The sequence below is a fragment of the Mycobacterium sp. E1214 genome, from assembly GCF_001666755.1.
Classification (GTDB): Bacteria; Actinomycetota; Actinomycetes; order Mycobacteriales; family Mycobacteriaceae; genus Mycobacterium.
On record NZ_LZJC01000088.1, the window covers coordinates 54,422 to 80,567 of the forward strand.

Here is a 26,146-nt window from a genome sequence, read left to right on the forward strand (position 1 = left end):
CAGGTGGCGGGCGTGAGCGTGAACGGAAGGAATCCCCATGGGCGTCGCTATCGAGGTGAACGGACTCACGAAGTCCTTCGGGTCCTCGAGAATTTGGGAAGACGTGACGCTGGAGATCCCCGCCGGGGAGGTCAGCGTGTTGCTGGGCCCCTCGGGTACCGGCAAATCGGTGTTCCTGAAGTCGCTGATCGGTCTGCTGCGCCCGGAGCGCGGCTCGGTCGTCATCGACGGCACCGACATCCTGCAGTGCTCGGCCAAGGAGCTCTACGAGATCCGCACGCTGTTCGGCGTGATGTTCCAGGACGGCGCGCTGTTCGGTTCGATGAACCTCTACGACAACGCCGCCTTCCCGTTGCGCGAGCACACCAAGAAGAAGGAAAGCGAAATCCGTGACATCGTCATGGAGAAGCTGGAACTGGTGGGTCTGGGCGGCGACGACAAGAAGTTCCCCGGTGAGATCTCCGGTGGTATGCGCAAGCGCGCCAGCCTGGCCCGCGCCCTGGTGATGGACCCGCAGATCATCCTCTGCGACGAGCCCGACTCGGGTCTGGACCCGGTCCGCACCGCCTACCTGAGCCAGCTGATCCTCGACATCAACGCCCAGATCGACGCCACCGTCCTGATCGTCACGCACAACATCAACATCGCCCGCACCGTGCCGGACAACATGGGCATGCTGTTCCGCCGCAAACTGGTCATGTTCGGCCCCCGCGAGGTCCTGTTGACCAGCGACGAGCCGGTGGTGCGGCAGTTCCTCAACGGCCGCCGCATCGGTCCGATCGGCATGTCGGAGGAGAAGGACGAGGCCACCATGGCCGAGGAGCAGGCCGCGCTGGAAGCCGGCCAGCACGCCGGCGGTGTGGAGGAGATCGAGGGCGTGCCCCCGCAGATCGTCGCCTCGCCCGGCATGCCGGAGCGCAAGGCCGTCGCCCGGCGCCAGGCCCGGGTGCGCGAGATCCTGCACACCCTGCCCAAGGAGGCCCAGGCCGCGATCATCGACGACATGGAGGGGACCCACAAGTACCGGGCGCACGAAGTCGGCGACTAGGACGCCGGCCCGGCCCGCCGCCGACCAGCCGGAAAACTTGGGGTAACTCGGCGGCCCGCCCTCTTGACGACGAGCGGTAAACGGGTCAATCTGTTGGGCAGCATGTATCGAGCGGAAAGTCGAGTCGCCAGCCAGCGCCGATGTCTCTGGGCTAGTCATGCTGGGCAGTTGAGGAATGCGCGGTCCTGCGCTATTGTTGGACGTTGCGCTGGCTACCTCCTGCCCACCTCACCCGCCACATGACACTGTGGACTAAGCCTGAGCCTCGTTGAGCGGCTTAGCTCTCTAGTTGCGCGCGTGAGATCCGGGCAGATCGTCCGCCGGCCTAACCGACACAATTCGCGGCGAGCTGGCCGGGCCTACCGGTCTTCGTGAGTCGCACGAGGTGCTGGAAGGATGCATCTTGGCTGATTTCCGCCAGAGCAAAACGGATCGCCCACAAGGTTCCTCTAACGGAAGTTCTTTAAACGGTAGTTCCTCAAACGGCTCCGTGCCCGGAGCCCCCAATCGAGTCTCTTTCGCCAAGCTCCGCGAACCGCTGGAGGTTCCCGGCCTGCTCGACGTGCAGATCGACTCCTTCGAGTGGCTGATCGGCTCGCCCCGCTGGCGCGAGATCGCCGCCAGCCGCGGCGAGACCTCCCCGGTGGGCGGCCTCGAAGAGGTGCTCTACGAGCTCTCGCCCATCGAGGACTTCTCCGGCTCGATGTCGCTGTCGTTCTCCGACCCCCGCTTCGACGAGGTCAAGGCGCCGGTCGAGGAGTGCAAAGACAAGGACATGACGTACGCGGCCCCGCTGTTCGTCACGGCCGAATTCATCAACAACAACACCGGTGAGATCAAGAGCCAGACGGTGTTCATGGGTGACTTCCCGATGATGACGGAGAAGGGCACCTTCATCATCAACGGCACCGAGCGCGTGGTCGTCAGCCAGCTGGTGCGCTCGCCCGGCGTCTACTTCGACGAGACCATCGACAAGTCGACCGAGAAGCTGCTGCACAGCGTCAAGGTGATCCCCAGCCGCGGTGCGTGGCTGGAGTTCGACGTCGACAAGCGCGACACCGTCGGCGTCCGCATCGACCGCAAGCGCCGCCAGCCGGTCACCGTGCTGCTCAAGGCGCTCGGCTGGACCAACGAGCAGATCCACGAGCGGTTCGGCTTCTCCGAGATCATGATGAGCACGCTGGAGAAGGACAACACCGCCGGCACCGACGAGGCGCTGCTGGACATCTACCGCAAGCTGCGTCCGGGCGAGCCGCCGACCAAGGAGTCGGCGCAGACCCTGCTGGAGAACCTGTTCTTCAAGGAGAAGCGCTACGACCTGGCCCGCGTCGGTCGCTACAAGGTCAACAAGAAGCTCGGCCTCAACGTCGGGCAGCCGATCACGTCGTCCACGCTCACCGAGGAAGACGTCGTCGCCACCATCGAGTACCTGGTGCGCCTGCACCACGCCCGCACGGACGGCCAGCCGGCTGTGATGACCGTGCCCGGCGGCACCGAGGTGCCGGTGGAGACCGACGACATCGACCACTTCGGCAACCGCCGGTTGCGCACCGTGGGCGAGCTGATCCAGAACCAGATCCGGGTCGGCATGTCCCGCATGGAGCGCGTGGTCCGCGAGCGGATGACCACGCAGGACGTCGAGGCCATCACGCCGCAGACCCTGATCAACATCCGGCCGGTCGTCGCCGCGATCAAGGAGTTCTTCGGCACCAGCCAGCTGTCGCAGTTCATGGACCAGAACAACCCGTTGTCGGGTCTGACCCACAAGCGCCGCCTGTCGGCGCTGGGTCCGGGCGGTCTGTCCCGGGAGCGCGCGGGCCTGGAGGTCCGCGACGTGCACCCGTCGCACTACGGCCGCATGTGCCCGATCGAGACCCCGGAGGGGCCGAACATCGGTCTGATCGGCTCGCTGTCGGTGTACGCGCGGGTCAACCCGTTCGGGTTCATCGAGACGCCGTACCGCAAGGTGGTCGACGGTGTGGTCTCCGACGAGATCCATTACCTGACCGCCGACGAGGAGGACCGCCACGTCGTGGCGCAGGCCAACTCGCCGATCGACGGTGACGGCCGGTTCGCCGAGGCGCGCGTCCTGGTCCGCCGCAAGGCGGGCGAGGTCGAGTACGTGCCGTCGTCCGAGGTGGACTACATGGACGTCTCGCCGCGCCAGATGGTGTCGGTCGCGACCGCGATGATCCCGTTCCTCGAGCACGACGACGCCAACCGGGCCCTGATGGGTGCCAACATGCAGCGCCAGGCGGTTCCGCTGGTGCGCAGCGAGGCGCCGCTGGTCGGCACCGGCATGGAGCTGCGCGCCGCCATCGACGCCGGCGACGTTGTCGTCGCCGACAAGGCCGGGGTGATCGAGGAGGTCTCCGCCGACTACATCACCGTGATGGCCGACGACGGCAGCCGGCACACCTACCGGATGCGCAAGTTCGAGCGGTCCAACCACGGCACGTGCGCCAACCAGTCGCCGATCGTGGACGCAGGTGAGCGGGTCGAGGCCGGCCAGGTCATCGCCGACGGGCCGTGCACCGAGAACGGCGAGATGGCCCTGGGCAAGAACCTGCTCGTGGCGATCATGCCGTGGGAGGGGCACAACTACGAGGACGCGATCATCCTGTCCAACCGCCTGGTTGAGGAGGACGTGCTCACCTCGATCCACATCGAGGAGCACGAGATCGACGCCCGCGACACCAAGCTGGGCGCCGAGGAGATCACCCGGGACATCCCGAACGTCTCCGACGAGGTGCTCGCCGACTTGGACGAGCGGGGCATCGTGCGCATCGGCGCCGAGGTCCGCGACGGCGACATCCTGGTGGGCAAGGTCACCCCGAAGGGGGAGACCGAGCTGACCCCGGAGGAGCGGCTGCTGCGGGCGATCTTCGGTGAGAAGGCCCGCGAGGTCCGCGACACCTCCCTGAAGGTGCCGCACGGCGAGTCCGGCAAGGTCATCGGCATCCGGGTGTTCTCGCGTGAGGACGACGACGAGCTGCCGGCCGGCGTCAACGAGCTGGTCCGCGTCTACGTCGCCCAGAAGCGCAAGATCTCCGACGGCGACAAGCTGGCCGGACGGCACGGCAACAAGGGCGTCATCGGCAAGATCCTGGCGCAGGAGGACATGCCGTTCCTGCCGGACGGCACGCCGGTGGACATCATCCTGAACACCCACGGTGTGCCGCGACGGATGAACATCGGTCAGATCCTCGAGACCCACCTGGGCTGGGTGGCCAAGGCCGGCTGGAACATCGACGTGGCCGGCGGGACGCCCGACTGGGCGGCCAACCTGCCCGAGGACCTGCTCAGCGCCGAGCCGAACCAGATCGTGTCCACCCCGGTGTTCGACGGCGCGAAGGAGGACGAGCTGACCGGCCTGCTGGCCTCGACGCTGCCCAACCGCGACGGCGAGGTGCTGGTCAACGGGGACGGCAAGGCGGTGCTGTTCGACGGCCGCAGCGGGGAGCCGTTCCCGTACCCGGTGACCGTTGGCTACATGTACATCATGAAGCTGCACCACCTGGTGGACGACAAGATCCACGCCCGCTCCACCGGGCCGTACTCGATGATCACGCAGCAGCCGCTGGGTGGTAAGGCGCAGTTTGGTGGCCAGCGGTTCGGTGAGATGGAGTGCTGGGCCATGCAGGCCTACGGCGCGGCGTACACGCTGCAGGAGCTGTTGACCATCAAGTCCGACGACACCGTCGGCCGGGTCAAGGTCTACGAGGCGATCGTCAAGGGCGAGAACATCCCCGAGCCGGGCATCCCCGAGTCCTTCAAGGTGCTGCTCAAGGAGCTGCAGTCGCTGTGCCTCAACGTCGAGGTGCTCTCCAGCGACGGCGCCGCGATCGAGCTCCGCGAGGGCGAGGACGAAGACCTGGAACGGGCTGCGGCCAACCTCGGAATCAACTTGTCGCGCAACGAATCTGCGTCTGTGGAGGACCTGGCATAGCGGCATCGTGCCAGCCAGCCCTCTTATTGGTATCTAAACCCGCAAGGGGAAAGGGAGTTACGTGCTAGACGTCAACTTCTTCGATGAACTCCGCATCGGCCTGGCCACCGCGGAGGACATCCGCCAGTGGTCCTACGGCGAGGTCAAGAAGCCGGAGACCATCAACTACCGCACGCTCAAGCCCGAGAAGGACGGCCTGTTCTGCGAGAAGATCTTCGGACCGACTCGCGACTGGGAGTGCTACTGCGGCAAGTACAAGCGCGTGCGCTTCAAGGGCATCATCTGTGAGCGCTGCGGCGTCGAGGTGACGCGCGCCAAGGTGCGCCGCGAGCGGATGGGCCACATCGAGCTGGCCGCGCCGGTCACGCACATCTGGTACTTCAAGGGTGTGCCGTCACGCCTCGGCTACCTGCTCGACCTGGCGCCGAAGGATCTCGAGAAGATCATCTACTTCGCCGCCTACGTGATCACCGCGGTCGACGACGAGATGCGGCACAACGAGCTGTCCACGCTCGAGGCCGAGATGATGGTGGAGCGCAAGGCCATCGAGGACCAGCGCGACGCCGACCTGGAGGCCCGCGCGCAGAAGCTGGAGGCCGACCTGGCCGAGCTGGAGGCCGAGGGCGCCAAGGCCGACGCGCGCCGCAAGGTCCGCGACGGCGGCGAGCGGGAGATGCGCCAGCTGCGCGACCGCGCCCAGCGTGAGCTGGACCGGCTCGAGGAGATCTGGAGCACCTTCACCAAGCTGGCCCCCAAGCAGCTCATCGTCGACGAGAACCTCTACCGGGAACTCGTGGACCGCTACGGCGAGTACTTCACCGGCGCCATGGGTGCGGAGTCGATCCAGAAGCTGATCGAGAACTTCGACATCGAGGCCGAGGCCGAGATCCTGCGGGACGTGATCCGTAATGGCAAGGGGCAGAAGAAGCTTCGCGCCCTCAAGCGCCTCAAGGTGGTCGCGGCGTTCCAGCAGTCGGGCAACTCGCCGATGGGCATGGTGCTCGACGCCGTCCCGGTGATCCCGCCGGAACTGCGGCCGATGGTGCAGCTCGACGGTGGCCGCTTCGCGACGTCGGACCTCAACGACCTGTACCGCCGCGTGATCAACCGCAACAACCGCCTCAAGAGGCTGATCGACCTCGGCGCGCCCGAGATCATCGTCAACAACGAGAAGCGGATGCTGCAGGAGTCCGTCGACGCGCTGTTCGACAACGGCCGCCGCGGCCGCCCGGTCACCGGGCCGGGCAACCGCCCGCTGAAGTCGCTGAGCGACCTGCTCAAGGGCAAGCAGGGCCGGTTCCGCCAGAACCTGCTCGGTAAGCGTGTGGACTACTCGGGCCGTTCGGTCATCGTGGTCGGCCCGCAGCTCAAGCTGCACCAGTGCGGCCTGCCCAAGCTGATGGCCCTCGAGCTGTTCAAGCCGTTCGTGATGAAGCGGCTGGTGGACCTCAACCACGCGCAGAACATCAAGAGCGCCAAGCGCATGGTGGAGCGGCAGCGGCCCCAGGTGTGGGACGTCCTCGAAGAGGTCATCGCCGAGCACCCGGTGTTGTTGAACCGCGCGCCCACCCTGCACCGGCTGGGCATCCAGGCCTTCGAGCCGATGCTGGTGGAGGGCAAGGCAATTCAGCTGCACCCGCTGGTGTGTGAGGCCTTCAACGCCGACTTCGACGGTGACCAGATGGCGGTGCACCTGCCGCTGTCCGCCGAGGCGCAGGCCGAGGCACGCATCCTGATGCTGTCGTCCAACAACATCCTGTCGCCCGCGTCGGGACGCCCGCTGGCCATGCCGCGTCTGGACATGGTCACCGGCCTGTACTTCCTCACCACCGAGGTCGAGGGCGACAAGGGCGAGTTCCGGGCGGCTGCCGGGGACGAGCCGGAGGTCGGCGTGTACTCCTCGCCGGCGGAGGCCATCATGGCCTCGGACCGTGGCGTGCTCTCGGTGCGGGCCAAGATCAAGGTCCGGCTGACGCAGCTGCGTCCGCCCGCCGACATCGAGGCGGAGTTGTTCGGCGCTAACGGTTGGCAGCCGGGTGACGCGTGGATGGCCGAGACGACGTTGGGCCGGGTGCTGTTCAACGAGCTACTGCCCGTGGGCTACCCGTTCGTCAACAAGCAGATGCACAAGAAGGTGCAGGCCTCGATCATCAACGATCTGGCCGAGCGCTACCCGATGATCGTCGTCGCGCAGACCGTCGACAAGCTCAAGGACGCCGGTTTCTACTGGGCCACCCGCAGTGGTGTCACCGTGTCGATGGCCGACGTGCTGGTGCCGCCGCGTAAGAAGGAGATCCTCGACGCCTACGAGGAGCGCGCGGAGAAGGTCGAAAAGCAGTTCCAGCGTGGCGCTTTGAACCACGACGAGCGCAACGAGGCGTTGGTGGAGATCTGGAAGGAAGCCACCGACGAGGTCGGCCAGGCGCTGCGCGAGCACTACCCCAGCGACAACCCGATCATCACGATCGTCGACTCGGGTGCCACGGGTAACTTCACGCAGACCCGAACGCTGGCCGGCATGAAGGGCCTGGTGACCAACCCGAAGGGTGAGTTCATCCCGCGCCCGATCAAGTCCTCGTTCCGTGAGGGCCTGACCGTGTTGGAGTACTTCATCAACACCCACGGCGCTCGAAAGGGCTTGGCGGACACCGCGTTGCGTACCGCCGACTCGGGTTACCTGACCCGTCGTCTGGTGGACGTGAGCCAGGACGTGATCGTGCGCGAGCACGACTGCGAGACCGAGCGGGGCATCACCGTCGAGCTGGCCGAGCGTCAGCCGGACGGCACCCTGATCCGTGACCCGTACATCGAAACCTCGGCGTACGCACGGACTCTGGGTTCCGACGCGGTGGACGAGGCGGGCAACGTCGTCGTCGCGCGCGGCGAGGACCTCGGGGACCCGCAGATCGACGCGCTGTTGGCGGCCGGCATCACGCAGGTCAAGGTGCGCTCGGTGCTGACGTGCACCACGGGCACCGGCGTCTGCGCGACCTGCTACGGCCGGTCGATGGCCACCGGAAAGCTGGTCGACATCGGCGAGGCCGTCGGCATCGTCGCGGCGCAGTCCATCGGTGAGCCCGGCACGCAGCTGACCATGCGCACCTTCCACCAGGGTGGTGTCGGTGAGGACATCACCGGCGGTCTGCCCCGGGTTCAGGAGCTGTTCGAGGCCCGCATCCCGCGCGGCAAGGCGCCGATCGCCGACGTCACCGGGCGGGTGCAGCTCGAGGAGGGTGAGCGCTTCTACAAGATCACAATCGTTCCCGACGACGGGAGCGAGGAGGTCGTGTACGACAAGCTCTCCAAGCGTCAGCGGCTGCGCGTGTTCAAGCACGACGACGGCTCCGAGCGGGTGCTGTCCGACGGCGACCACGTCGAGGTGGGCCAGCAGCTCATGGAAGGCTCGGCCGACCCGCACGAGGTGTTGCGCGTGCAGGGCCCGCGTCAGGTGCAGATCCACCTGGTCCGGGAGACCCAGGAGGTCTACCGGGCGCAGGGTGTGTCGATCCACGACAAGCACATCGAGGTGATCGTCCGCCAGATGCTGCGCCGCGTCACCATCATCGACTCGGGTGCGACGGAGTTCCTGCCCGGCTCGCTGATCGACCGTGCGGAGTTCGAGGCGGAGAACCGCCGCGTGGTGGCCGAGGGCGGCGAGCCCGCCGCCGGTCGCCCGGTGCTGATGGGTATCACGAAGGCGTCGCTGGCCACGGACTCGTGGCTGAGCGCGGCGTCGTTCCAGGAGACCACGCGCGTGCTGACCGATGCGGCGATCAACTGCCGCAGCGACAAGCTGCAGGGTCTGAAGGAGAACGTGATCATCGGAAAGCTGATCCCGGCCGGTACCGGCATCAACCGGTACCGCAACATCGCGGTGCAGCCGACCGAGGAGGCCCGGGCCGCGGCGTACACGATCCCGTCGTACGAGGATCAGTACTACAGCCCGGACTTCGGCCAGGCCACCGGCGCCGCGGTGCCGCTGGACGATTACGGGTATTCCGACTACCGGTAGACCATTCGGTGGTCCCCGCTACCGATCGGCGCACGAGAAAAGCCCCGGGCTTCGGCCCGGGGCTTTTTCGTGCGGTGGGCTCCTAATGCGCCGAGCGTGCGCCCAGCTTCACGTTCGACGCCGAACGTGCGCCTAGCTTCACGTTCGGCGCGGGCGCAAACCCAGTCCAGCCGGGCGCTCGGCCGCCGTCGGTACCGCTCACTAGACTGGCCGCGTGCTCATCGGTTCCCACGTCAGCCCCACCGACCCGCTGGCCGCGGCGGAGGCCGAGAACGCCGACGTCGTGCAGATCTTCCTGGGCAACCCGCAGAGCTGGAAGGCGCCCAAGCCCCGCGAGGACGCCGAGCGGCTGAAGGCCGCCGCGCTGCCGATCTACGTGCACGCGCCCTACTTGATCAACGTGGCCTCGGCGAACAACCGGGTGCGGATCCCGTCGCGCAAGATCCTGCAGGAGACCTGCGACGCGGCGGCCGCGATCGGCGCGGCCGCGGTCATCGTGCACGGCGGCCACGTCACCGCCGACGACGAGCTCGACGAGGGTTTCGAGCGCTGGGGCAAGGCGCTCGACCGGCTGGAAACCACCGTCCCGGTGTACCTGGAGAACACCGCCGGCGGCGATCACGCCATGGCCAGGCACTTCGACACCATCGCGCGGCTGTGGGACGTCATCGGTGACAAGGGAATTGGTTTCTGCCTGGACACGTGCCACGCCTGGGCGGCGGGCGAGGCGTTGGTGGACGCCGTGGACCGGATCAAGGCGATCACGGGCCGCATCGACCTGGTGCACTGCAACGACAGCAAGGACACGGCCGGCTCGGGCCGGGACCGGCACGCCAACCTGGGCAGCGGCCAGATCGACACCGAGCTGCTCGTCGCGGCGGTGAAGGCGGCCGGCGCACCCGTCATCTGCGAGACGGCCGACGAGGGCCGCAAGGACGACATCGCGCTGCTGCGGGAGCGCACCCGCGACTGACCGCCGGCATTACACCTCTTGTGCGGTTGTCGTGAAACTGTAATATTGGTGCCATGCCAGACACCCATGTCGTCACCAATCAGGTCCCGCCGCTGGACAACCACAACCCCGCGACGTCCCCGGTGCTCATCGAGGCCCTGATCCGCGAGGGCGGCGAATGGGGGCTGGACGAAGTCAACGCGGTAGGAGCGCTCTCGGCCAGCCCCGAGGCCCAGCGCTGGGGTGAGCTGGCCGACCGCAACCGGCCCGTCCTGCACACCCACGACCGGTACGGGCACCGCGTCGACGAGGTCGAATTCGACCCGGCCTATCACCAGCTGATGCGCGCGGCCATCGCCCACGGCATGCACGCCGCCCCGTGGGCCGACGACCGGCCGGGCGCGCACGTGGTCCGGGCCGCCAAGACGTCGGCCTGGACCGTCGAGCCCGGCCACGTCTGCCCGATCTCCATGACCTACGCCGTCGTCCCGGCGCTGCGGTTCAACCCCGAGCTGGCCAAGGTGTACGAGCCGCTGCTGACCAGCCGGGACTACGACCCGGAACTCAAGCTGGCCGTGACCAAGCCGGGCATCACCGCGGGCATGTCGATGACCGAGAAGCAGGGCGGTTCGGACGTGCGCGCCGGCACCACGCAGGCCACCCCCAACGCGGACGGCACCTACAGCCTGACCGGCCACAAGTGGTTCACCTCCGCGCCGATGTGCGACATCTTCCTGGTGCTGGCGCAGGCGCCCGGCGGATTGTCCTGCTTCATGCTGCCGCGGGTCCTGCCCGACGGCACCCGCAACCGGATGTTCCTGCAGCGCCTCAAGGACAAGCTCGGCAACCACGCCAACGCCTCCAGCGAGGTCGAGTACGACGGCGCCACCGCGTGGCTGGTGGGCGAGGAGGGCCGCGGGGTGCCGACCATCATCGAGATGGTCAACCTCACCCGGCTGGACTGCACGCTGGGCAGCGCGACCAGCATGCGCACCGGCCTGACCCGCGCGGTCCATCACGCCCAGCATCGAAAGGCGTTCGGCGCGTACCTGATCGACCAGCCGCTGATGCGCAACGTGCTGGCCGACCTGGCCGTCGAGGCCGAGGCCGCCACCATCGTCGCCATGCGGATGGCCGGCGCCACCGACAAGGCGGTGCGTGGCGACACCACCGAGGCGCTGCTGCGCCGGATCGGGCTGGCCGCCAGCAAGTACTGGGTGTGCAAGCGCTCCACGCCGCACGCCGCCGAGGCGCTGGAATGTTTCGGCGGTAACGGATATGTCGAGGATTCCGGCATGCCGCGGCTGTACCGGGAGGCGCCGCTGATGGGCATCTGGGAGGGTTCGGGCAACGTCAGCGCGCTGGATACGTTGCGCGCCATGGCCACTCGGCCCGAGTGCGTCGAGGTGCTGTTCACCGAGCTGGCGGAGAGCGCCAACCAGGACCCCCGGCTGGCCGTCCACGTCGAGGGCCTGAAAAAGCAACTGTCGGATCTGGACAACATCGCCTACCGCGCCCGCCAGGTCGCCGAGGACATCTGCCTGGCCCTGCAGGGCTCGTTGTTGGTGCGCCACGGGCACCCCGCCGTCGCCGAGGCGTTCCTGACCACCCGCATCGACGGGCAGTGGGGCGGCGCGTTCGGCACCATGCCCGACGGCCTGGACCTGGCGCCGATCATCGACCGTGCGCTGGTAAAGGGCTGAGCCGCAGGGTGACTCACGCGATCAGGCCGGTCGACTTCGACAACCTGAAGACGATGACCTACGAGGTCACCGATCGGGTTGCCCGGATCACCTTCAACCGGCCGGAGAAGGGCAACGCGATCGTCGCCGACACCCCATTGGAGCTCTCGGCCCTGGTGGAGCGCGCCGATCTGGACCCCGACGTGCACGTCATCCTGGTGTCGGGCCGCGGCGAGGGGTTCTGCGCCGGTTTCGACCTGAGCGCCTACGCCGACCGCAGCGGCTCGGCGGGCGGCACCGGCGCCTACCGCGGCACCGTCCTCGACGGCAAGACCCAGGGCGTCAACCACCGGCCCGACCAGCCGTGGGACCCCATGATCGACTACCAGATGATGAGCCGTTTCGTGCGGGGCTTTTCCAGCCTGCTGCACGCCGACAAGCCCACGGTGGTCAAGATCCACGGGTACTGCGTGGCCGGCGGCACCGACATCGCGCTGCACGCCGACCAGGTGATCGCCGCCGCCGACGCCAAGATCGGCTACCCGCCGACGCGGGTGTGGGGCGTCCCGGCGGCGGGCCTGTGGGCGCACCGGCTCGGCGATCAGCGCGCCAAACGGTTGCTGCTCACCGGCGACTGCATCACCGGCGCGCAGGCCGCCGAGTGGGGGCTGGCCGTCGAGGCACCCGACCCGGCCGACCTCGACGAGCGCACCGAGCGATTGGTCGAACGCATCGCCGCGGTGCCGGTGAACCAGCTGATCATGGTCAAGCTCGCGCTCAATTCCGCGCTGCTGCAACAGGGTGTGGCCACCAGCAGGATGGTCAGCACCGTCTTCGACGGTGTCGCCCGGCACACCCCCGAGGGCCACGCCTTCGTCGCCGACGCCGTCGAGCACGGCTTCCGGGAGGCGGTACGGCACCGCGACGAGCCGTTCGGCGACCACGGCCGGCGCGCCTCCGGGGTGTAGTCCATGCCGGAGATGACGGCCCGCTCGGTGGTGCTCAGCATGCTGCTGGGCACCCACCCCGCGTGGGCCAGCGCCAGCGAATTGATCGCCATGACAACGGAATTCGGCATCAAGGAGGCCACGCTGCGGGTCGCCTTGACCCGTATGGTCAGCGGTGGCGACCTGGTCCGCTCCGCCGACGGGTATCGCCTCTCCGACCGCCTGCTGGCCCGTCAACGCCGCCAGGACGACGCGATGCGCCCGCGGACCCGGCCGTGGCGGGATAACTGGCTGGTGTTGGTCGTCACCAGCGTGGGGACCGACGCCCGCACCCGCGCATCGCTGCGAAACACCATGCACGACAACCGCTTCGGCGAGCTACGCGAGGGGGTGTGGATGCGGCCCGACAACCTCGACGTCGAGCTGGGCACCGAGGTGACCTCGCGGGCGCGGTTGCTCACCGCCCGCGACGACGCGCCCGCCGAGTTGGCCGGCCAGCTCTGGGACCTGCCCGCCTGGGCCGACACCGGGCACCGGCTGCTGGCCGAGATGCGCGCCGCGACCGACGTGCCCGGCCGGTTCGTCGTGGCCGCGGCGATGGTGCGCCATCTGCTCACCGACCCGATGCTGCCGGCCGAACTGCTGCCCGGGGATTGGCCGGGGGCCCGGCTGCGGGCCGCTTACCATGACTTCGCCGACGAACTGGTGCGGCGACGTGACCCCACCCCACTCGTGGAGGCGACATGAGCGACCCGGTACGCGTCGAGCGCAACGGTGCGGTGACCACGGTCATCCTCGACCGCCCGCACGCGCGCAACGCGGTCAACGGCCCGACGGCCGCCGCGCTTTACGCGGCGTTCGAGGACTTCGAGCGCGACGACACCGCGTCGGCCGCCGTCCTGTGGGGCGACAACGGGACGTTCTGTGCCGGAGCCGATTTGAAGGCGTTCGGCACGCCCGACGCCAACGCGGTGCACCGCACCGGACCGGGCCCGATGGGGCCGACGCGGATGGTGCTGTCCAAGCCCGTGATCGCCGCCGTCAGCGGTTACGCCGTGGCCGGTGGCCTGGAGCTGGCGATCTGGTGTGACTTAAGGGTGGTCGAGGAGGACGCCGTGTTCGGGGTGTTCTGCCGGCGCTGGGGGGTGCCGCTCATCGACGGCGGCACCGTGCGGCTGCCGCGCCTGATCGGGCAGAGCCGGGCGATGGACATGATCCTCACCGGCCGCGCGGTACCCGCCCAGGAGGCGCTTGCCATCGGCCTCGCGAATCGGGTGGTGGCCACGGGTCAGGCCCGCCAGTCCGCCGAGGAGCTGGCGGCGCAGCTGGCCGCCCTACCGCAGCAATGCCTGCGCTCGGATCGCCTTTCGGCGTTGCACCAATGGGGCGCAACGGAATCCGAGGCGCTCGACTTCGAGTTCGCCAGCATCTCGCGGGTGGCGGCCGAGGCGAACGAGGGCGCCGGGCGGTTCGCCGCGGGGGCCGGACGGCACGGCGCGCCCGCCGGCTGAGTCCGCCGTCAGCTGCCCTTGCTGATGGTGTTGCTCGACCCGACCTTGTCGACCTTGGGGTCGCCGTCCTTGTAGGTGATGGTGTTGTTCGCGCCCAGCACCGTGATGCGGGTGGTCACCTTGTCGAAGGTGACCTTGTTGTTGGTGCCGGTGACGCTGACCGTCTTGCAGCTGCCGGTGACGGTCAGTGTGTTGTCCGATCCGCCGACGTTCAGCGATTTGCCGTCGGCGCAGTCCAGGGTGGCGGTGGTGCCCATCGACCCGTAGTTCAAGGTGTTGCCGATCTCCAGTGACGCGGTGGTGGTCGGCGCGCTGGTGCCGGTCGTGGGCGCGGCGCCCGCGCTGGTCGTCGAGGAGGTCGTCGCGGTCGTCGACGAGCCGCCCGGCGGATTCGCCGTCGAACTGCAACCGGCCAGCGCGAGGCCGGCGGTCACCGCGAGCAGGGCGACACGAAACGAGCGGTCACTGATGGCAGCGTGCATTGATCCTCGATCTCTTCGATTCCGGTGGGGTGGGGCGTCGCTCAGCCGGGCACCTGCTGGAGCCGGTTCACCATGCCCAGTTCGCGACCGCGGTCCCAGATGAACGGCTGGCCGCTGTGGTAGAAGACGGTCTGGTCATAGCCGTAGACGGTGATGTCGTGCGAAACGGAGTCGGCGACAATGGTGTTCGACGATCCCATCACCGTCACCGCGTAGCAGTTGCCCAGCGCGGTCACCGAATTGCCGGAACCGTTGACCAGCAATGTGGCGTCGTTGCAGTCCACCGTCTGCTGCAGGTCCTGCCCGATGATGTGGGTGTCGCCGTTCTTCGCGTGCGCGGCCGGTGGCGCGGCGACGGCGGCGCATCCGAGAATGCACGCGGCGAGCGATCCGGCGACGGTTGTCCACTGCACGGTGGCCCCCTTCAGGACGCGCGAACAAGCCTTGACTGAAGACCTTAGTAATTGCGTGGCCGCCGTCAACTAGAGTCATTAGTTAACCCAACCATCCTCGACGCGAAGGGCGATCGCCATGGCAGCTCAGCCGGGACAGCCGGCGGCCGCCGGGCGCCAGCGCTCGGGCCGCGCCGGCTCCCGTCCCGCCAAGTTGAGCAGGGACGGCATCATCGACGGCGCCCTGACCTTTCTGGATCGCGAGGGCTGGGACGCGCTCACCATCAACGCGCTCGCGACGCAGCTGGGCACCAAGGGGCCGTCGCTGTACAACCACGTCGACAGCCTGGAAGACCTGCGCCGGGCGGTGCGGATCCGCGTCATCGACGACATCATCACCATGCTGAACCGGGTCGGCGAGGGCCGCGCCCGCGACGACGCCGTGCTGGTGATGGCCGGCGCCTACCGCAGCTACGCCCACCACCACCCCGGCCGTTACTCCGCCTTCACCCGGATGCCGCTGGGCGGCGACGACCCCGAATACACCGCGGCGACCCGCGGCGCCGCCGCGCCGGTCATCGCGGTGCTGTCCTCCTACGGCCTCGACGGCGACGCGGCGTTCTACGCGGCCCTGGAGTTCTGGTCGGCCCTGCACGGGTTCGTGCTGCTCGAGATGACCGGCGTCATGGACGACATCGACACCGACGCGTTGTTCTCCGACATGGTGCTGCGGTTGGCGGCCGGGGTGGAACGGCGCACCGCGCACAACGGCGCCGCGGGCTGACCCCGCCCGGGCCGGGTCCGGCGTCGACGCCGCTTTGACCTGCGTGACCGGCGGCGGGTATTGTGGGGGCTCGTGCCTGGCGGCTTACGGCGCCTAACCGTAAGGAAGTGAATGCCGGGCGAATTCGCATGTCCACGATGCTTCGGACTTTCGTCCGGTGCCCGGCGCGTGCGACACACCCGGACGCGGGGTAGCGCGGCCGGACAAAACCGCAGTACCGAGACGTGAATAACGCCAGCAAGACCAGAAGACTTTGCACATAGAGGAAGAAAGCCGGTAGATGCCAACCATTCAGCAGCTGGTCCGCAAGGGTCGCCGCGACAAGGTCGCGAAGGTCAAGACCGCGGCCCTCAAGGGCAGCCCGCAGCGTCGTGGCGTGTGCACCCGCGTGTACACCACCACCCCGAAGAAGCCGAACTCGGCGCTTCGCAAGGTCGCGCGCGTGAAGCTGACCAGCCAGGTCGAGGTCACCGCGTACATCCCGGGTGAGGGCCACAACCTGCAGGAGCACTCGATGGTGCTGGTGCGTGGTGGCCGGGTGAAGGACCTGCCTGGTGTGCGCTACAAGATCATCCGCGGTTCGCTCGACACCCAGGGCGTGAAGAACCGCAAGCAGGCTCGCAGCCGTTACGGCGCCAAGAAGGAGAAGAGCTGATGCCGCGCAAGGGCCCCGCGCCGAAGCGTCCGCTGGTCAACGACCCCGTCTACGGATCGCAGCTGGTCACCCAGCTGGTCAACAAAGTTCTGCTGGACGGGAAGAAATCGCTGGCTGAGCGCATTGTTTATGGTGCGCTCGAACAAGCTCGGGACAAGACCGGCACGGATCCGGTGATCACCCTCAAGCGCGCCATGGACAACGTTAAGCCCTCCCTCGAGGTGCGGAGCCGCCGCGTGGGCGGTGCGACGTACCAGGTTCCGGTCGAGGTGCGTCCGGACCGCTCGGTGACGCTGGCCCTGCGTTGGCTGGTCAGCTTCTCCAAGCAGCGTCGCGAGAAGACCATGGTCGAGCGGCTGGCGAACGAGATCCTGGACGCCAGCAACGGCCTGGGTGCCGCGGTCAAGCGACGCGAGGACACCCACAAGATGGCCGAGGCAAACCGCGCCTTCGCGCACTATCGCTGGTGACCGCCCCGGCGGTCACGCCGGAGGCCAGTAAGACAGCAACCAAGCAACCGAAAGAGTGGGAAGACTTCTGTGGCACAGAAGGACGTGCTGACCGACCTGACGAAGGTCCGCAACATCGGCATCATGGCGCACATCGACGCCGGCAAGACGACGACGACGGAGCGCATCCTCTACTACACCGGTATCAGCTACAAGATCGGTGAGGTCCACGATGGCGCAGCCACCATGGACTGGATGGAGCAGGAGCAGGAGCGGGGGATCACCATCACCTCCGCCGCCACCACCTGCTTCTGGAACGACAACCAGATCAACATCATCGACACCCCCGGCCACGTCGACTTCACCGTCGAGGTGGAGCGCAGCCTGCGCGTGCTCGACGGCGCCGTCGCGGTGTTCGACGGCAAGGAGGGCGTCGAGCCCCAATCCGAGCAGGTGTGGCGGCAGGCCGACAAGTACGACGTCCCGCGGATCTGCTTCGTCAACAAGATGGACAAGATCGGCGCCGACTTCTACTTCTCCGTGAAAACCATGGAGGACCGGCTCGGCGCCAACGTCATCCCGATTCAGCTCCCCGTCGGCTCCGAGGGCGACTTCGCGGGCGTCGTCGACCTGGTCGAGATGAAGGCCAAGGTGTGGAGCTCCGAGGCCAAGCTCGGCGAGAAGTACGACGTGGTCGACATCCCGGCCGACCTGCAGGAGCGGGCCGACGAGTACCGCACCAAACTGCTCGAGGCGGTCGCCGAGACCGACGAGGCGCTGCTGGACAAGTACCTCGGCGGTGAAGAGCTCAGCGTCGCCGAGATCAAGGCAGCCATCCGCAAGCTGACCATCAGCTCGGAGGCCTACCCGGTGCTGTGCGGCAGCGCGTTCAAGAACAAGGGCGTGCAGCCCATGCTGGACGCGGTCATCGACTACCTGCCGTCGCCGCTGGACGTGCCGCCCGCCGAGGGCCACGTTCCGGGTAAGGAAGACGAGCTGATCACGCGCAAGCCGTCGACCGACGAGCCGTTCTCGGCGCTGGCGTTCAAGGTCGCCACGCACCCGTTCTTCGGCAAGCTGACCTACGTCCGGGTCTACTCGGGCAAGGTCGACTCCGGCAGCCAGGTGATCAACTCCACCAAGGGCAAGAAGGAGCGGCTGGGCAAGCTGTTCCAGATGCACTCCAATAAGGAGAACCCGGTGGAGACGGCGTCGGCCGGGCACATCTACGCGGTGATCGGGCTGAAGGACACCACCACCGGTGACACCCTGAGCGACCCGAACCAGCAGATCGTGCTCGAGTCGATGACCTTCCCGGACCCGGTCATCGAGGTGGCCATCGAGCCCAAGACCAAGAGCGACCAGGAGAAGCTGTCGCTGTCGATCCAGAAGCTCGCCGAGGAGGACCCGACCTTCAAGGTGCACCTGGATCAGGAGACGGGCCAGACCGTGATCGGCGGCATGGGCGAGTTGCACCTGGACATCCTGGTGGACCGCATGCGCCGCGAGTTCAAGGTCGAGGCCAACGTCGGTAAGCCGCAGGTGGCCTACAAGGAGACCATCCGTCGCAAGGCGGAGAACGTCGAGTTCACCCACAAGAAGCAGACGGGTGGTTCCGGCCAGTTCGCGAAGGTCATCATCAACCTCGAGCCGTTCACCGGCGAGGACGGTGCGACCTACGAGTTCGAGAACAAGGTCACCGGTGGCCGCATCCCGCGGGAGTACATCCCGTCCGTGGACGCCGGCGCCCAGGACGCCATGCAGTACGGCGTGCTGGCGGGCTACCCGCTGGTGAACCTGAAGGTCACCCTGCTCGACGGCGCCTTCCACGAGGTCGACTCGTCGGAAATGGCGTTCAAGATCGCCGGTTCCCAGGTGCTGAAGAAGGCCGCACAGCAGGCGCAGCCGGTGATCCTGGAACCGATCATGGCCGTCGAGGTCACCACGCCCGAGGATTACATGGGCGACGTGATCGGCGACCTGAACTCCCGCCGTGGCCAGATCCAGGCCATGGAGGAGCGGAGTGGTGCGCGCGTGGTGAAAGCGCACGTGCCGCTGTCGGAGATGTTCGGCTACGTCGGCGACCTGCGGTCCAAGACTCAAGGCCGGGCGAACTACTCCATGGTGTTCGACTCGTACTCCGAGGTTCCGGCGAACGTGTCGAAGGAGATCATCGCGAAGGCGACGGGCCAGTGAGTGCCAACTCACTGGCACGGAGCCGAGCTATCGTGCATCGCGAAGGCGACGGGTCAGTGAGTGCCAACTCACTGGCACGGAGCCGAGCAATCGTGCATCGCGAAGGCGACGGGTCAATAGTCATCGCTTCGGAGTAACCTTGCCCGGTCACGACCGCGGCACAACGGAAAACATCAACACTGCTTTAACAAGCACCAACAAGTCCAGGAGGACACAGAAGTGGCGAAGGCGAAGTTCGAGCGGACGAAGCCGCACGTCAACATCGGGACCATCGGTCACGTTGACCACGGCAAGACGACGCTGACCGCGGCTATCACCAAGGTCCTGCATGACAAGTACCCCAACCTGAACGAGTCGCGGGCCTTCGACCAGATCGACAACGCGCCCGAAGAGCGTCAGCGCGGTATCACCATCAACATCTCGCACGTCGAGTACCAGACCGAGAAGCGGCACTACGCCCACGTGGACGCCCCCGGTCACGCCGACTACATCAAGAACATGATCACCGGTGCCGCGCAGATGGACGGCGCCATCCTGGTGGTCGCGGCGACCGACGGCCCGATGCCGCAGACCCGCGAGCACGTGCTGCTGGCCCGTCAGGTCGGCGTGCCCTACATCCTGGTCGCGCTGAACAAGGCCGACATGGTCGACGACGAGGAGCTCCTCGAGCTCGTCGAGCTGGAGGTCCGCGAGCTGCTGGCCGCCCAGGAGTTCGACGAGGAGGCCCCCGTGGTCCGCGTCTCGGCGCTCAAGGCGCTCGAGGGTGACGCCAAGTGGGTCGAGTCCGTCGAGCAGCTGATGGACGCCGTCGACGAGTCCATTCCGGACCCGGTCCGCGAGACCGACAAGCCGTTCCTGATGCCCGTCGAGGACGTCTTCACCATCACCGGTCGTGGCACCGTGGTGACCGGCCGCGTCGAGCGCGGCATCATCAACGTCAACGAGGAGGTCGAGATCGTCGGCATCAAGCCGACCAGCACCAAGACCACCGTCACCGGCGTCGAGATGTTCCGCAAGCTGCTCGACCAGGGCCAGGCCGGCGACAACGTCGGGCTGCTGCTGCGCGGTATCAAGCGTGAGGACGTCGAGCGGGGCCAGGTCGTCACGAAGCCCGGCACCACCACGCCGCACACCGAGTTCGAGGGCCAGGTCTACATCCTGTCCAAGGACGAGGGTGGCCGGCACACGCCGTTCTTCAACAACTACCGCCCGCAGTTCTACTTCCGGACCACGGACGTGACCGGTGTGGTGACGCTGCCGGAGGGCACCGAAATGGTGATGCCCGGTGACAACACCAACATCTCGGTGAAGCTGATCCAGCCCGTCGCCATGGACGACGGCCTGCGGTTCGCGATCCGCGAGGGCGGCCGCACCGTCGGCGCCGGCCGGGTCACCAAGATCATCAAGTAGTTCCGGCAATCGACGAAGCCCGGGCCGCCTCGCGGTCCGGGCTTTGTCGTGTGCGCGGTCGCGGTAGGGCGGTAAAGCGCGCGGTGAGCCCACCTGCTCCGTTACACTCGAGTCAATAGCGGACCGATGGCCAACGCTGGCCAGGGGAGGTGCCGATGTCGTTCGTATACGCGACACCCGAGTACGTCGCCGCTGCGGCGACGGACCTAGCGAACATCGGTTCGACGATCATGTCGGCCAATTCGCTGGCGTTGGGCCCGACGTCCGGCGTGCTGGCGCCGGGCGCCGACGAGGTATCGGCCAGCATCGCGGCGTTGTTCGACGCGCACTCCCAGGTCTACCAGGCGCTGAGCGCTCAGGCGGCGGCGTTCCACACGCAGTTCGTGCAGCTGATGAACGGTGGCGCGACACAGTACGCCCTGGCCGAGGCCGCCAACGCCTCGCCGCTGCAGACCGCGGCCGGGCCGGCCACGATGGCGGCGCAGGTGCCGGCCGCGACGGCCGGGACGAGTGCGGTGCCCGCGGCGCCCGCCGCGCCCCTGGCGTCGGCGGTCGCGCCGGCCTCGGTAGCGGCCCCGGTGCCCGCGCCGGCCGGGACACCGATCGCGGCGGCCCCGGCGTCGGCGACCCTGACCACGGCCAGCGGCACCGTCACGCCCGCGCGCGCGGTGCCGCCGGCGTACGCTCCGGCCACCACCCAACCCGCGGCCCCGGCGAGCGCGCCGGTTGCCGCGGCGCCGCCCGAAGCCCCGGAGGCCGCCGCGCCGCCGGGATTGCCGGTGTCGCCCCCGACGCCCGCGTCGGCGGCCCCGCCCGTCACCGCGGCAAAGGCCGCCTCCTCTTCGGGTTCCGCGTCCCACGCGACGCCGACCGGCGTGCGGCCCGCGCTGACACCGCCGTCGCCACAGCGCTGAGCAAAGTTGCGCGGAAGTCGCTCGCCGCGCCGACTCCGGCGTTAATCTGACACGCAGAATCCCGGCGCGGGAGGAGCGGCACATGTTGGCGCGCTACCTGAAGGCTCAGCTGATCGTCTTGTTGTGCGGCGGGCTGGTTGGGCCGATCTTCCTGATCGTGTACTTCTCCCTCGGCTACGGGAGCCTGCTGCAGTGGATGTTCTACGCCGGGTTGATCGTCACCGCGGCGGACATCTTGGTCGCGCTGGCCCTGGCCAACGTCGGGGCGAAGTCGGCGGCCAAGAACGCGGCGCTGGAGCACAACGGCGTCCTCGCCCTGGCCACCATCACCGGCGTGACCGAGACCGGCACCTGGATCAACAACCAGCAGGTCGTCAAGGTCCGCCTGCACATCTCGGGTCCCGGGCTGGTGCCGTTCGACAGCGAGGACCGCGTCATCGCCAGCGTCACCCGGTTGGGCAACCTCAGCGCCCGCAAAGTGGTGGTGCTGGTCAACCCCACCAGTGGCGAGTACCGAATCGACTGGGAGCGCAGCGCTTTGGTGAACGGCCTGGTGCCCGCGCAGTTCACCGTGGCCGAGGACAACCGGACCTACGACCTGAGCGGTCAGGCCGGCCCGTTGCTGGAGATCCTGCGGATCCTCAAGGCCAACAACGTGCCGTTGCATCGCATGGTCGACATCCGGGGCAACCCGGCATTGCGCGGGCAGATTCAGGCGGTGGTGCGCCGGGCGGCCCAGCCGCAGGCGCAGCCGGCGCAGGCCGGCGGGCCCGGCGCCCCGGCACCCGCGTCGGTCGCGCAGCGGCTCGACGAGCTCAAGGCCCTGCACGCCGGCGGCGTCCTGACCGACGAGGAATACCAGAGCCGGCGCGCTCAGATCATCTCCGAGATCTGATTTAGAACACGTTCCAGTTCCGCTGCTAACCTGACTTCGTCGACTCGGCGGGTCGACTCTTCGGGTCGACTGTGCGGAAGGGAAGGCCTCATGGGACAGGCAGGATCGCTGCAGGGACGCGTCGCCTTCGTCACCGGCGCCGCGCGCGGGCAGGGGCGGTCGCATGCGGTGCGGCTCGCCCGCGAGGGCGCCGACATCGTGGCGCTGGACATCTGCGCTGCCGCGTCGCCCAGCGTGACGTACCCGCCCGCGACCCCGGAGGACCTCAGCGAGACCGTTCGCCTGGTGGAGAACGAGGGACGCAAGGTGCTGGCCCGCGAGGTCGACATCCGCGACGACGCCGCGCTGCGCGCCCTCGTCGCCGACGGCGTCGAGCAGTTCGGCCGGCTCGACATCGTGGTCGCCAACGCCGGCGTGCTCAGTTGGGGACGGGTCTGGGAACTGACCGATGAGCAGTGGGACACCGTCATCGGCGTGAACCTCACGGGCACGTGGCGCACGCTGCGCGCGACGATTCCCGCGATGATCGAGGCGGCCAACGGCGGCTCGATCGTGGTCGTCAGCTCGTCGGCCGGGGTGAAGGCCACGCCGGGCAACGGTCACTATTCGGCCAGCAAGCACGGGCTCACCGCGCTGACCAACACTCTGGCGATCGAGCTCGGCGAATACGGCATCCGGGTCAACTCCATCCACCCGTATTCGGTGGAGACGCCGATGATCGAGCCCGAGGCCATGATGAAGCTCTTCGCCACGCACGGCAGCTTCATCCACAGTTTCCCGCCAATGCCGTTGCAACCCAACGGTTTTATGAGCGCCGACGAGGTGGCCGACGTGGTGGCGTGGCTCGCCGGTGACGGCGCCGGCACGGTGACGGGCACGCAGATTCCCGTGGACAAGGGTGCCTTGAAGTACTGATCCGGCGATCGTGTATGAACACCACGTGACCAGTAGCGAAGGCGTCGGGCATCCCGGCAAGGGCATCGTCATCGTCGGCGGCGGGCTCGCCGCCGCCCGAACGGCCGAGCAGCTGCGCCGGTCGGACTACGCCGGACCCGTCACCATCGTCAGCGACGAAGTGCACCTACCGTACGACCGCCCGCCGCTGTCCAAAGAGGTGCTGCGCAAGGAGGTCAACGAGACGGCGCTCAAACCGCGCGAGTGGTACGACGAGCACAACATCACCCTGCGGTTGGGCGCCGCCGCCACGCGTCTGGACACCGCGGCGCAGACGGTCACGCTGGCCGACGGCACCGTCCTCGGCTACGACGAACTGGTGATCGCCACCGGCCTGGTGCCACGGCGCATCCCCAACCTCCCGAACCTCGACGGCGTCCGCGTGTTGCGGTCGTTCGACGAGAGCCTGGCGCTGCGCGAGCACGCATCCTCGGCGCAGCGCGCCGTCGTCATCGGGGCCGGGTTCATCGGTTGCGAGGTCGCGGCCAGCCTGCGCTCCCTCGGCGTGCCGGTGACCCTGGTGGAACCGCAGCGCACGCCCCTGGCGTCGGTGCTCGGCGAGCAGATCGGCGAGCTGGTGGCGCGGCTGCACCGCGCCGAGGGCGTCGACGTGCGCCTCGGCGTCGGCGTGGCCGAGGTGCGTGGCGACGGGCACGTGGAGGCGGTGGTGCTCAGCGACGGCACCATGCTGGCGGCGGACCTGGTGGTCGTCGGCATCGGGTCGCGGCCGGCCACCGAATGGCTCGAGGGCAGCGGCGTAGAGGTTGACAGCGCCGACAAGGGCGTGATCTGCGACCAGGCGGGCCGCACCAGTGTCGCCAACGTGTGGGCACTCGGCGACGTCGCGTCCTGGCGCGACGCCACCGGACATCAAGCGCGCGTGGAACATTGGAGCAACGTCGCCGACCAGGCCCGCGCCGTGGTGCCCGCCATGCTGGGGCAGGACGCGTCGTCGGTCGTGGTGGTGCCGTACTTCTGGAGCGATCAGTACGATGTCAAGATCCAGTGCCTGGGGGAGCCGGAGGCGCAGGACATCGTGCACCTCGTCGAGGATGACGGCCGCAAGTTCCTCGCCTATTACGAGCGCGACGGCGTGGTGGTCGGTGTGGTCGGCGGCGGCCTGCCCGGCAAGGTGATGAAGGCGCGCGCCAAGATCGCCGCCGGCGCCCCGATCACCGACGTGCTCGGCTGACCGGCTGCGCCCCGAACGGCTGGGCGGCTATTGCCAATTCACCGGCGGGCCGTGCGCGTGGCACTCGCCGAGCAGCGCGCGCTCGCCGTCGGGCCAGGTGCGCGCCCGCACCAGGAACCTGATCGGGCCGCCGGACTCGTCGCGGGCCGGTTCCAGGGTGAGGTGGGCGAAGGGGGACCGTGCGTCGGCCCGCGCGGCCAGCGCGTCGATGCCCGCGCGCACCGCCTCCCGCTCGTGCGTGGGGAGGTACTGCCAGGTGATGGAGTGCCACAGCACGGTCAGCGCGCCGTCGGCAACGGTGAGGCCGGCGACCGCGTCGGCCGCCGTGCACCGCTGCAGCCGGGCGGGGACCTCGCGCGCGACCGCGATGGCTCCGCGTAGCCGCTGCAGCCGCGCGCGTTGGTCCGGCCAGACGTAACTCAACACCGTCGTCTCTCCGTCGGGCGTGCCGACGTCGATGGGCGCGATGTCGTAGCCGCACCGCTCGACGATGCGCAGCGGACCCTGCGGCGGTAGGGCGCCGCGCCAGGCGTCGTCGACGGTGACCGGCGAGTCGGCAGGTCCCCACAGGCCGCCGGTGAACAGGTAACGGTAGCGGTCCGCCCGCAGGTTCAGCCCGGCGCTCGACCCGATCTCGAAAAGTCGTATCGGATAACCGAATTCGCTGTTGATTCGCAGCAGCCCGCCGATCAGGGCCGCCGCCCGGCCCACCTCGTTGGTTTGCGGCGGCTGTTCGAGTGCGGCGCGCAGCGCGGACAGGTGATCCGCCGCGGCGGCGCGGATCTCGGGCCACGCCGCACCGGCGTCCCACACACCGCCCGTGCTCGGGTACCAGCGCCGCAGCGCCGCTGCCCGCCCGTCGAGCGCCAGCCGGTGCAGCCCGCCGAGCAGCCGCAGGGGCATCGCCTGACCCGCCGGGGCGTCTTCGTGGTCCGCCAGGATTGCGGCGAACACGCCGCCGGCTTCGAAGTCGCCGGCCACCAGTTCGAGGAGTTCGCCGTACATCGGCGATCCCGACGCCGCGCAGAACCGGCCCTGCGAGCGCAGGGTGTGCACCAGGTGGCCGGCGGTCACGAGGCGAGCCGATCGAGCCCGGCGCCCACGACGTCAAAGGCGTTGCCGAGGGCGACCGGCAGCGGGACGGACTCGTCGGACAGCCAGTGTTCATAGGCCGACAGCGCCACCCCCAGCATGGTCCAGGCCACCGTCTGCGGCATGAGATCAGAGGTCTTGCGGCCGAAGCGATGCGCCACGAAGCCCGCGATCACCTCCCGCCAGCCGGCATACATTGTCATCGAATATGCCTGCAGTTCCGGGGTTTGCAGGATGACCCGCATTCGCTGGCGGTGCCGCGCGGTCTCCGATTCGTCGAAGGTGTTGAACGCCAACAGCGCCGAGCGCAGCGCCGCGCCGGGGCCCACCCGCGGGTCGACGTGGTCCAGAAGGTCCTGAAGGTGCGCCAGGTGATCGTCGAAATCACCCCAGGGGATGGCGTTCTTCGACGCGTAGTAACGAAACAGCGTTCGGCGGGAGATGCCGGCGGCCTGGGCGACGTCGTCGACGCTGACCTCGGCGAATCCGTGGGCGGCGAACAGCGCGAGCGCGACATCGGTGATTTGAAGCGGAGTCGTGGAACGGCGTCGACCCACCCGCGGCTGCGGTCCCATCGATTCCGCCCTTCCGTTTCGGCACTCGATGCCATATTCTGTCCACGATTGTGAC

General features: G+C 68.2%; 21 protein-coding genes. 17 read left to right on the forward strand and 4 right to left on the reverse strand.

Annotated elements, in window-relative coordinates; translation table 11 throughout:
- The first annotated feature begins 37 nt into the window (after positions 1-37).
- The 8 genes from A5700_RS11355 to A5700_RS11390 all read left to right on the forward strand — a co-directional run bounded on the left by A5700_RS11355 (position 38) and on the right by A5700_RS11390 (position 14,101).
- Entirely contained in the window at positions 38-1,048 is a 1,011-nt protein-coding gene (locus A5700_RS11355) for an ABC transporter ATP-binding protein (RefSeq protein WP_068073476.1), read from the forward strand.
- Positions 1,049-1,451: 403 nt separating this feature from the next.
- Positions 1,452-4,997, forward strand: a complete 3,546-nt coding sequence (locus A5700_RS11360) for a DNA-directed RNA polymerase subunit beta (protein ID WP_369828265.1) — start codon at positions 1,452-1,454, stop codon at positions 4,995-4,997.
- 61 nt (positions 4,998-5,058) lie between these two features.
- Positions 5,059-9,009, forward strand: coding sequence for a DNA-directed RNA polymerase subunit beta' (locus A5700_RS11365; protein WP_068073472.1), 3,951 nt, complete (start codon positions 5,059-5,061; stop codon positions 9,007-9,009).
- A gap of 214 nt (positions 9,010-9,223) precedes the next feature.
- On the forward strand, positions 9,224-9,982 hold the full coding sequence (locus A5700_RS11370) for a deoxyribonuclease IV (protein WP_068073470.1): 759 nt from the start codon (positions 9,224-9,226) through the stop codon (positions 9,980-9,982).
- A 53-nt stretch (positions 9,983-10,035) separates the two neighbouring features.
- The gene (locus A5700_RS11375) at positions 10,036-11,664 is read left to right on the forward strand and encodes an acyl-CoA dehydrogenase family protein (protein WP_068073468.1); all 1,629 of its coding nucleotides are present in this window, start codon (positions 10,036-10,038) and stop codon (positions 11,662-11,664) included.
- 8 nt (positions 11,665-11,672) lie between these two features.
- Entirely contained in the window at positions 11,673-12,611 is a 939-nt protein-coding gene (locus A5700_RS11380; RefSeq protein WP_068073466.1) for a crotonase/enoyl-CoA hydratase family protein, read from the forward strand.
- A 3-nt stretch (positions 12,612-12,614) separates the two neighbouring features.
- Entirely contained in the window at positions 12,615-13,337 is a 723-nt protein-coding gene (locus A5700_RS11385) for a PaaX family transcriptional regulator C-terminal domain-containing protein (protein ID WP_068073464.1), read from the forward strand.
- The gene (locus A5700_RS11390; protein WP_068073463.1) at positions 13,334-14,101 is read left to right on the forward strand and encodes a crotonase/enoyl-CoA hydratase family protein; all 768 of its coding nucleotides are present in this window, start codon (positions 13,334-13,336) and stop codon (positions 14,099-14,101) included. Before A5700_RS11385 ends, A5700_RS11390 begins: the two co-directional genes overlap by 4 nt.
- 8 nt (positions 14,102-14,109) lie before the next feature.
- On the opposite strand, the gene A5700_RS11395 is transcribed toward A5700_RS11390, so the two are convergent.
- Together A5700_RS11395 and A5700_RS11400 are read right to left on the reverse strand one after the other, a co-directional pair.
- The gene (locus tag A5700_RS11395) at positions 14,110-14,583 is read right to left on the reverse strand and encodes a DUF3060 domain-containing protein (RefSeq protein ID WP_068204753.1); all 474 of its coding nucleotides are present in this window, start codon (positions 14,581-14,583) and stop codon (positions 14,110-14,112) included.
- A 41-nt stretch (positions 14,584-14,624) separates the two neighbouring features.
- On the reverse strand, positions 14,625-14,996 hold the full coding sequence (locus A5700_RS11400) for a DUF3060 domain-containing protein (protein WP_068073460.1): 372 nt from the start codon (positions 14,994-14,996) through the stop codon (positions 14,625-14,627).
- A gap of 118 nt (positions 14,997-15,114) precedes the next feature.
- On the opposite strand from A5700_RS11400, the gene A5700_RS11405 reads away from it, so the two are divergent.
- The 9 genes from A5700_RS11405 to A5700_RS11445 all read left to right on the forward strand — a co-directional run bounded on the left by A5700_RS11405 (position 15,115) and on the right by A5700_RS11445 (position 24,424).
- Positions 15,115-15,759: a TetR/AcrR family transcriptional regulator gene (locus A5700_RS11405; protein ID WP_068073458.1), complete on the forward strand. Its 645-nt coding sequence runs from the start codon at positions 15,115-15,117 to the stop codon at positions 15,757-15,759.
- Between the two features lie 280 nt (positions 15,760-16,039).
- Positions 16,040-16,414 carry a 30S ribosomal protein S12 gene (gene rpsL, locus A5700_RS11410; protein WP_007767794.1) on the forward strand — a complete coding sequence of 125 codons (375 nt, stop codon included), beginning with the start codon at positions 16,040-16,042 and terminating at the stop codon, positions 16,412-16,414.
- Positions 16,414-16,884 carry a 30S ribosomal protein S7 gene (gene rpsG, locus A5700_RS11415; protein ID WP_066869309.1) on the forward strand — a complete coding sequence of 157 codons (471 nt, stop codon included), beginning with the start codon at positions 16,414-16,416 and terminating at the stop codon, positions 16,882-16,884. Before rpsL ends, rpsG begins: the two co-directional genes overlap by 1 nt.
- Positions 16,885-16,953: 69 nt before the next feature.
- Positions 16,954-19,059 (forward strand): elongation factor G, encoded by a 2,106-nt coding sequence (fusA, locus tag A5700_RS11420; protein WP_068073456.1) that lies wholly within the window; start codon positions 16,954-16,956, stop codon positions 19,057-19,059.
- Positions 19,060-19,278: 219 nt separating this feature from the next.
- Positions 19,279-20,469, forward strand: coding sequence for an elongation factor Tu (gene tuf / locus A5700_RS11425; protein ID WP_068073454.1), 1,191 nt, complete (start codon positions 19,279-19,281; stop codon positions 20,467-20,469).
- A 155-nt stretch (positions 20,470-20,624) separates the two neighbouring features.
- Positions 20,625-21,383, forward strand: coding sequence for a PE family protein (locus A5700_RS25330; RefSeq protein WP_156671197.1), 759 nt, complete (start codon positions 20,625-20,627; stop codon positions 21,381-21,383).
- Positions 21,384-21,465: 82 nt separating this feature from the next.
- The gene (locus tag A5700_RS11435) at positions 21,466-22,278 is read left to right on the forward strand and encodes an SHOCT domain-containing protein (protein ID WP_068073453.1); all 813 of its coding nucleotides are present in this window, start codon (positions 21,466-21,468) and stop codon (positions 22,276-22,278) included.
- Between the two features lie 90 nt (positions 22,279-22,368).
- A complete protein-coding gene (locus A5700_RS11440) occupies positions 22,369-23,193 on the forward strand; it encodes a mycofactocin-coupled SDR family oxidoreductase (RefSeq protein WP_068073452.1) in 825 nt (274 codons plus the stop codon).
- Between the two features lie 10 nt (positions 23,194-23,203).
- Positions 23,204-24,424 carry an NAD(P)/FAD-dependent oxidoreductase gene (locus A5700_RS11445; protein WP_068073450.1) on the forward strand — a complete coding sequence of 407 codons (1,221 nt, stop codon included), beginning with the start codon at positions 23,204-23,206 and terminating at the stop codon, positions 24,422-24,424.
- A gap of 27 nt (positions 24,425-24,451) precedes the next feature.
- Here the strand turns inward: A5700_RS11445 and A5700_RS11450 are convergent, their stop codons facing one another.
- The gene (locus tag A5700_RS11450; protein ID WP_068073449.1) at positions 24,452-25,498 is read right to left on the reverse strand and encodes a DUF2332 domain-containing protein; all 1,047 of its coding nucleotides are present in this window, start codon (positions 25,496-25,498) and stop codon (positions 24,452-24,454) included.
- Complete coding sequence (gene mftR / locus A5700_RS11455; RefSeq protein WP_068073447.1) at positions 25,495-26,091, reverse strand: mycofactocin system transcriptional regulator; 597 nt, start codon at positions 26,089-26,091, stop codon at positions 25,495-25,497. Before mftR ends, A5700_RS11450 begins: the two co-directional genes overlap by 4 nt.
- Positions 26,092-26,146 lie beyond the last annotated feature (55 nt).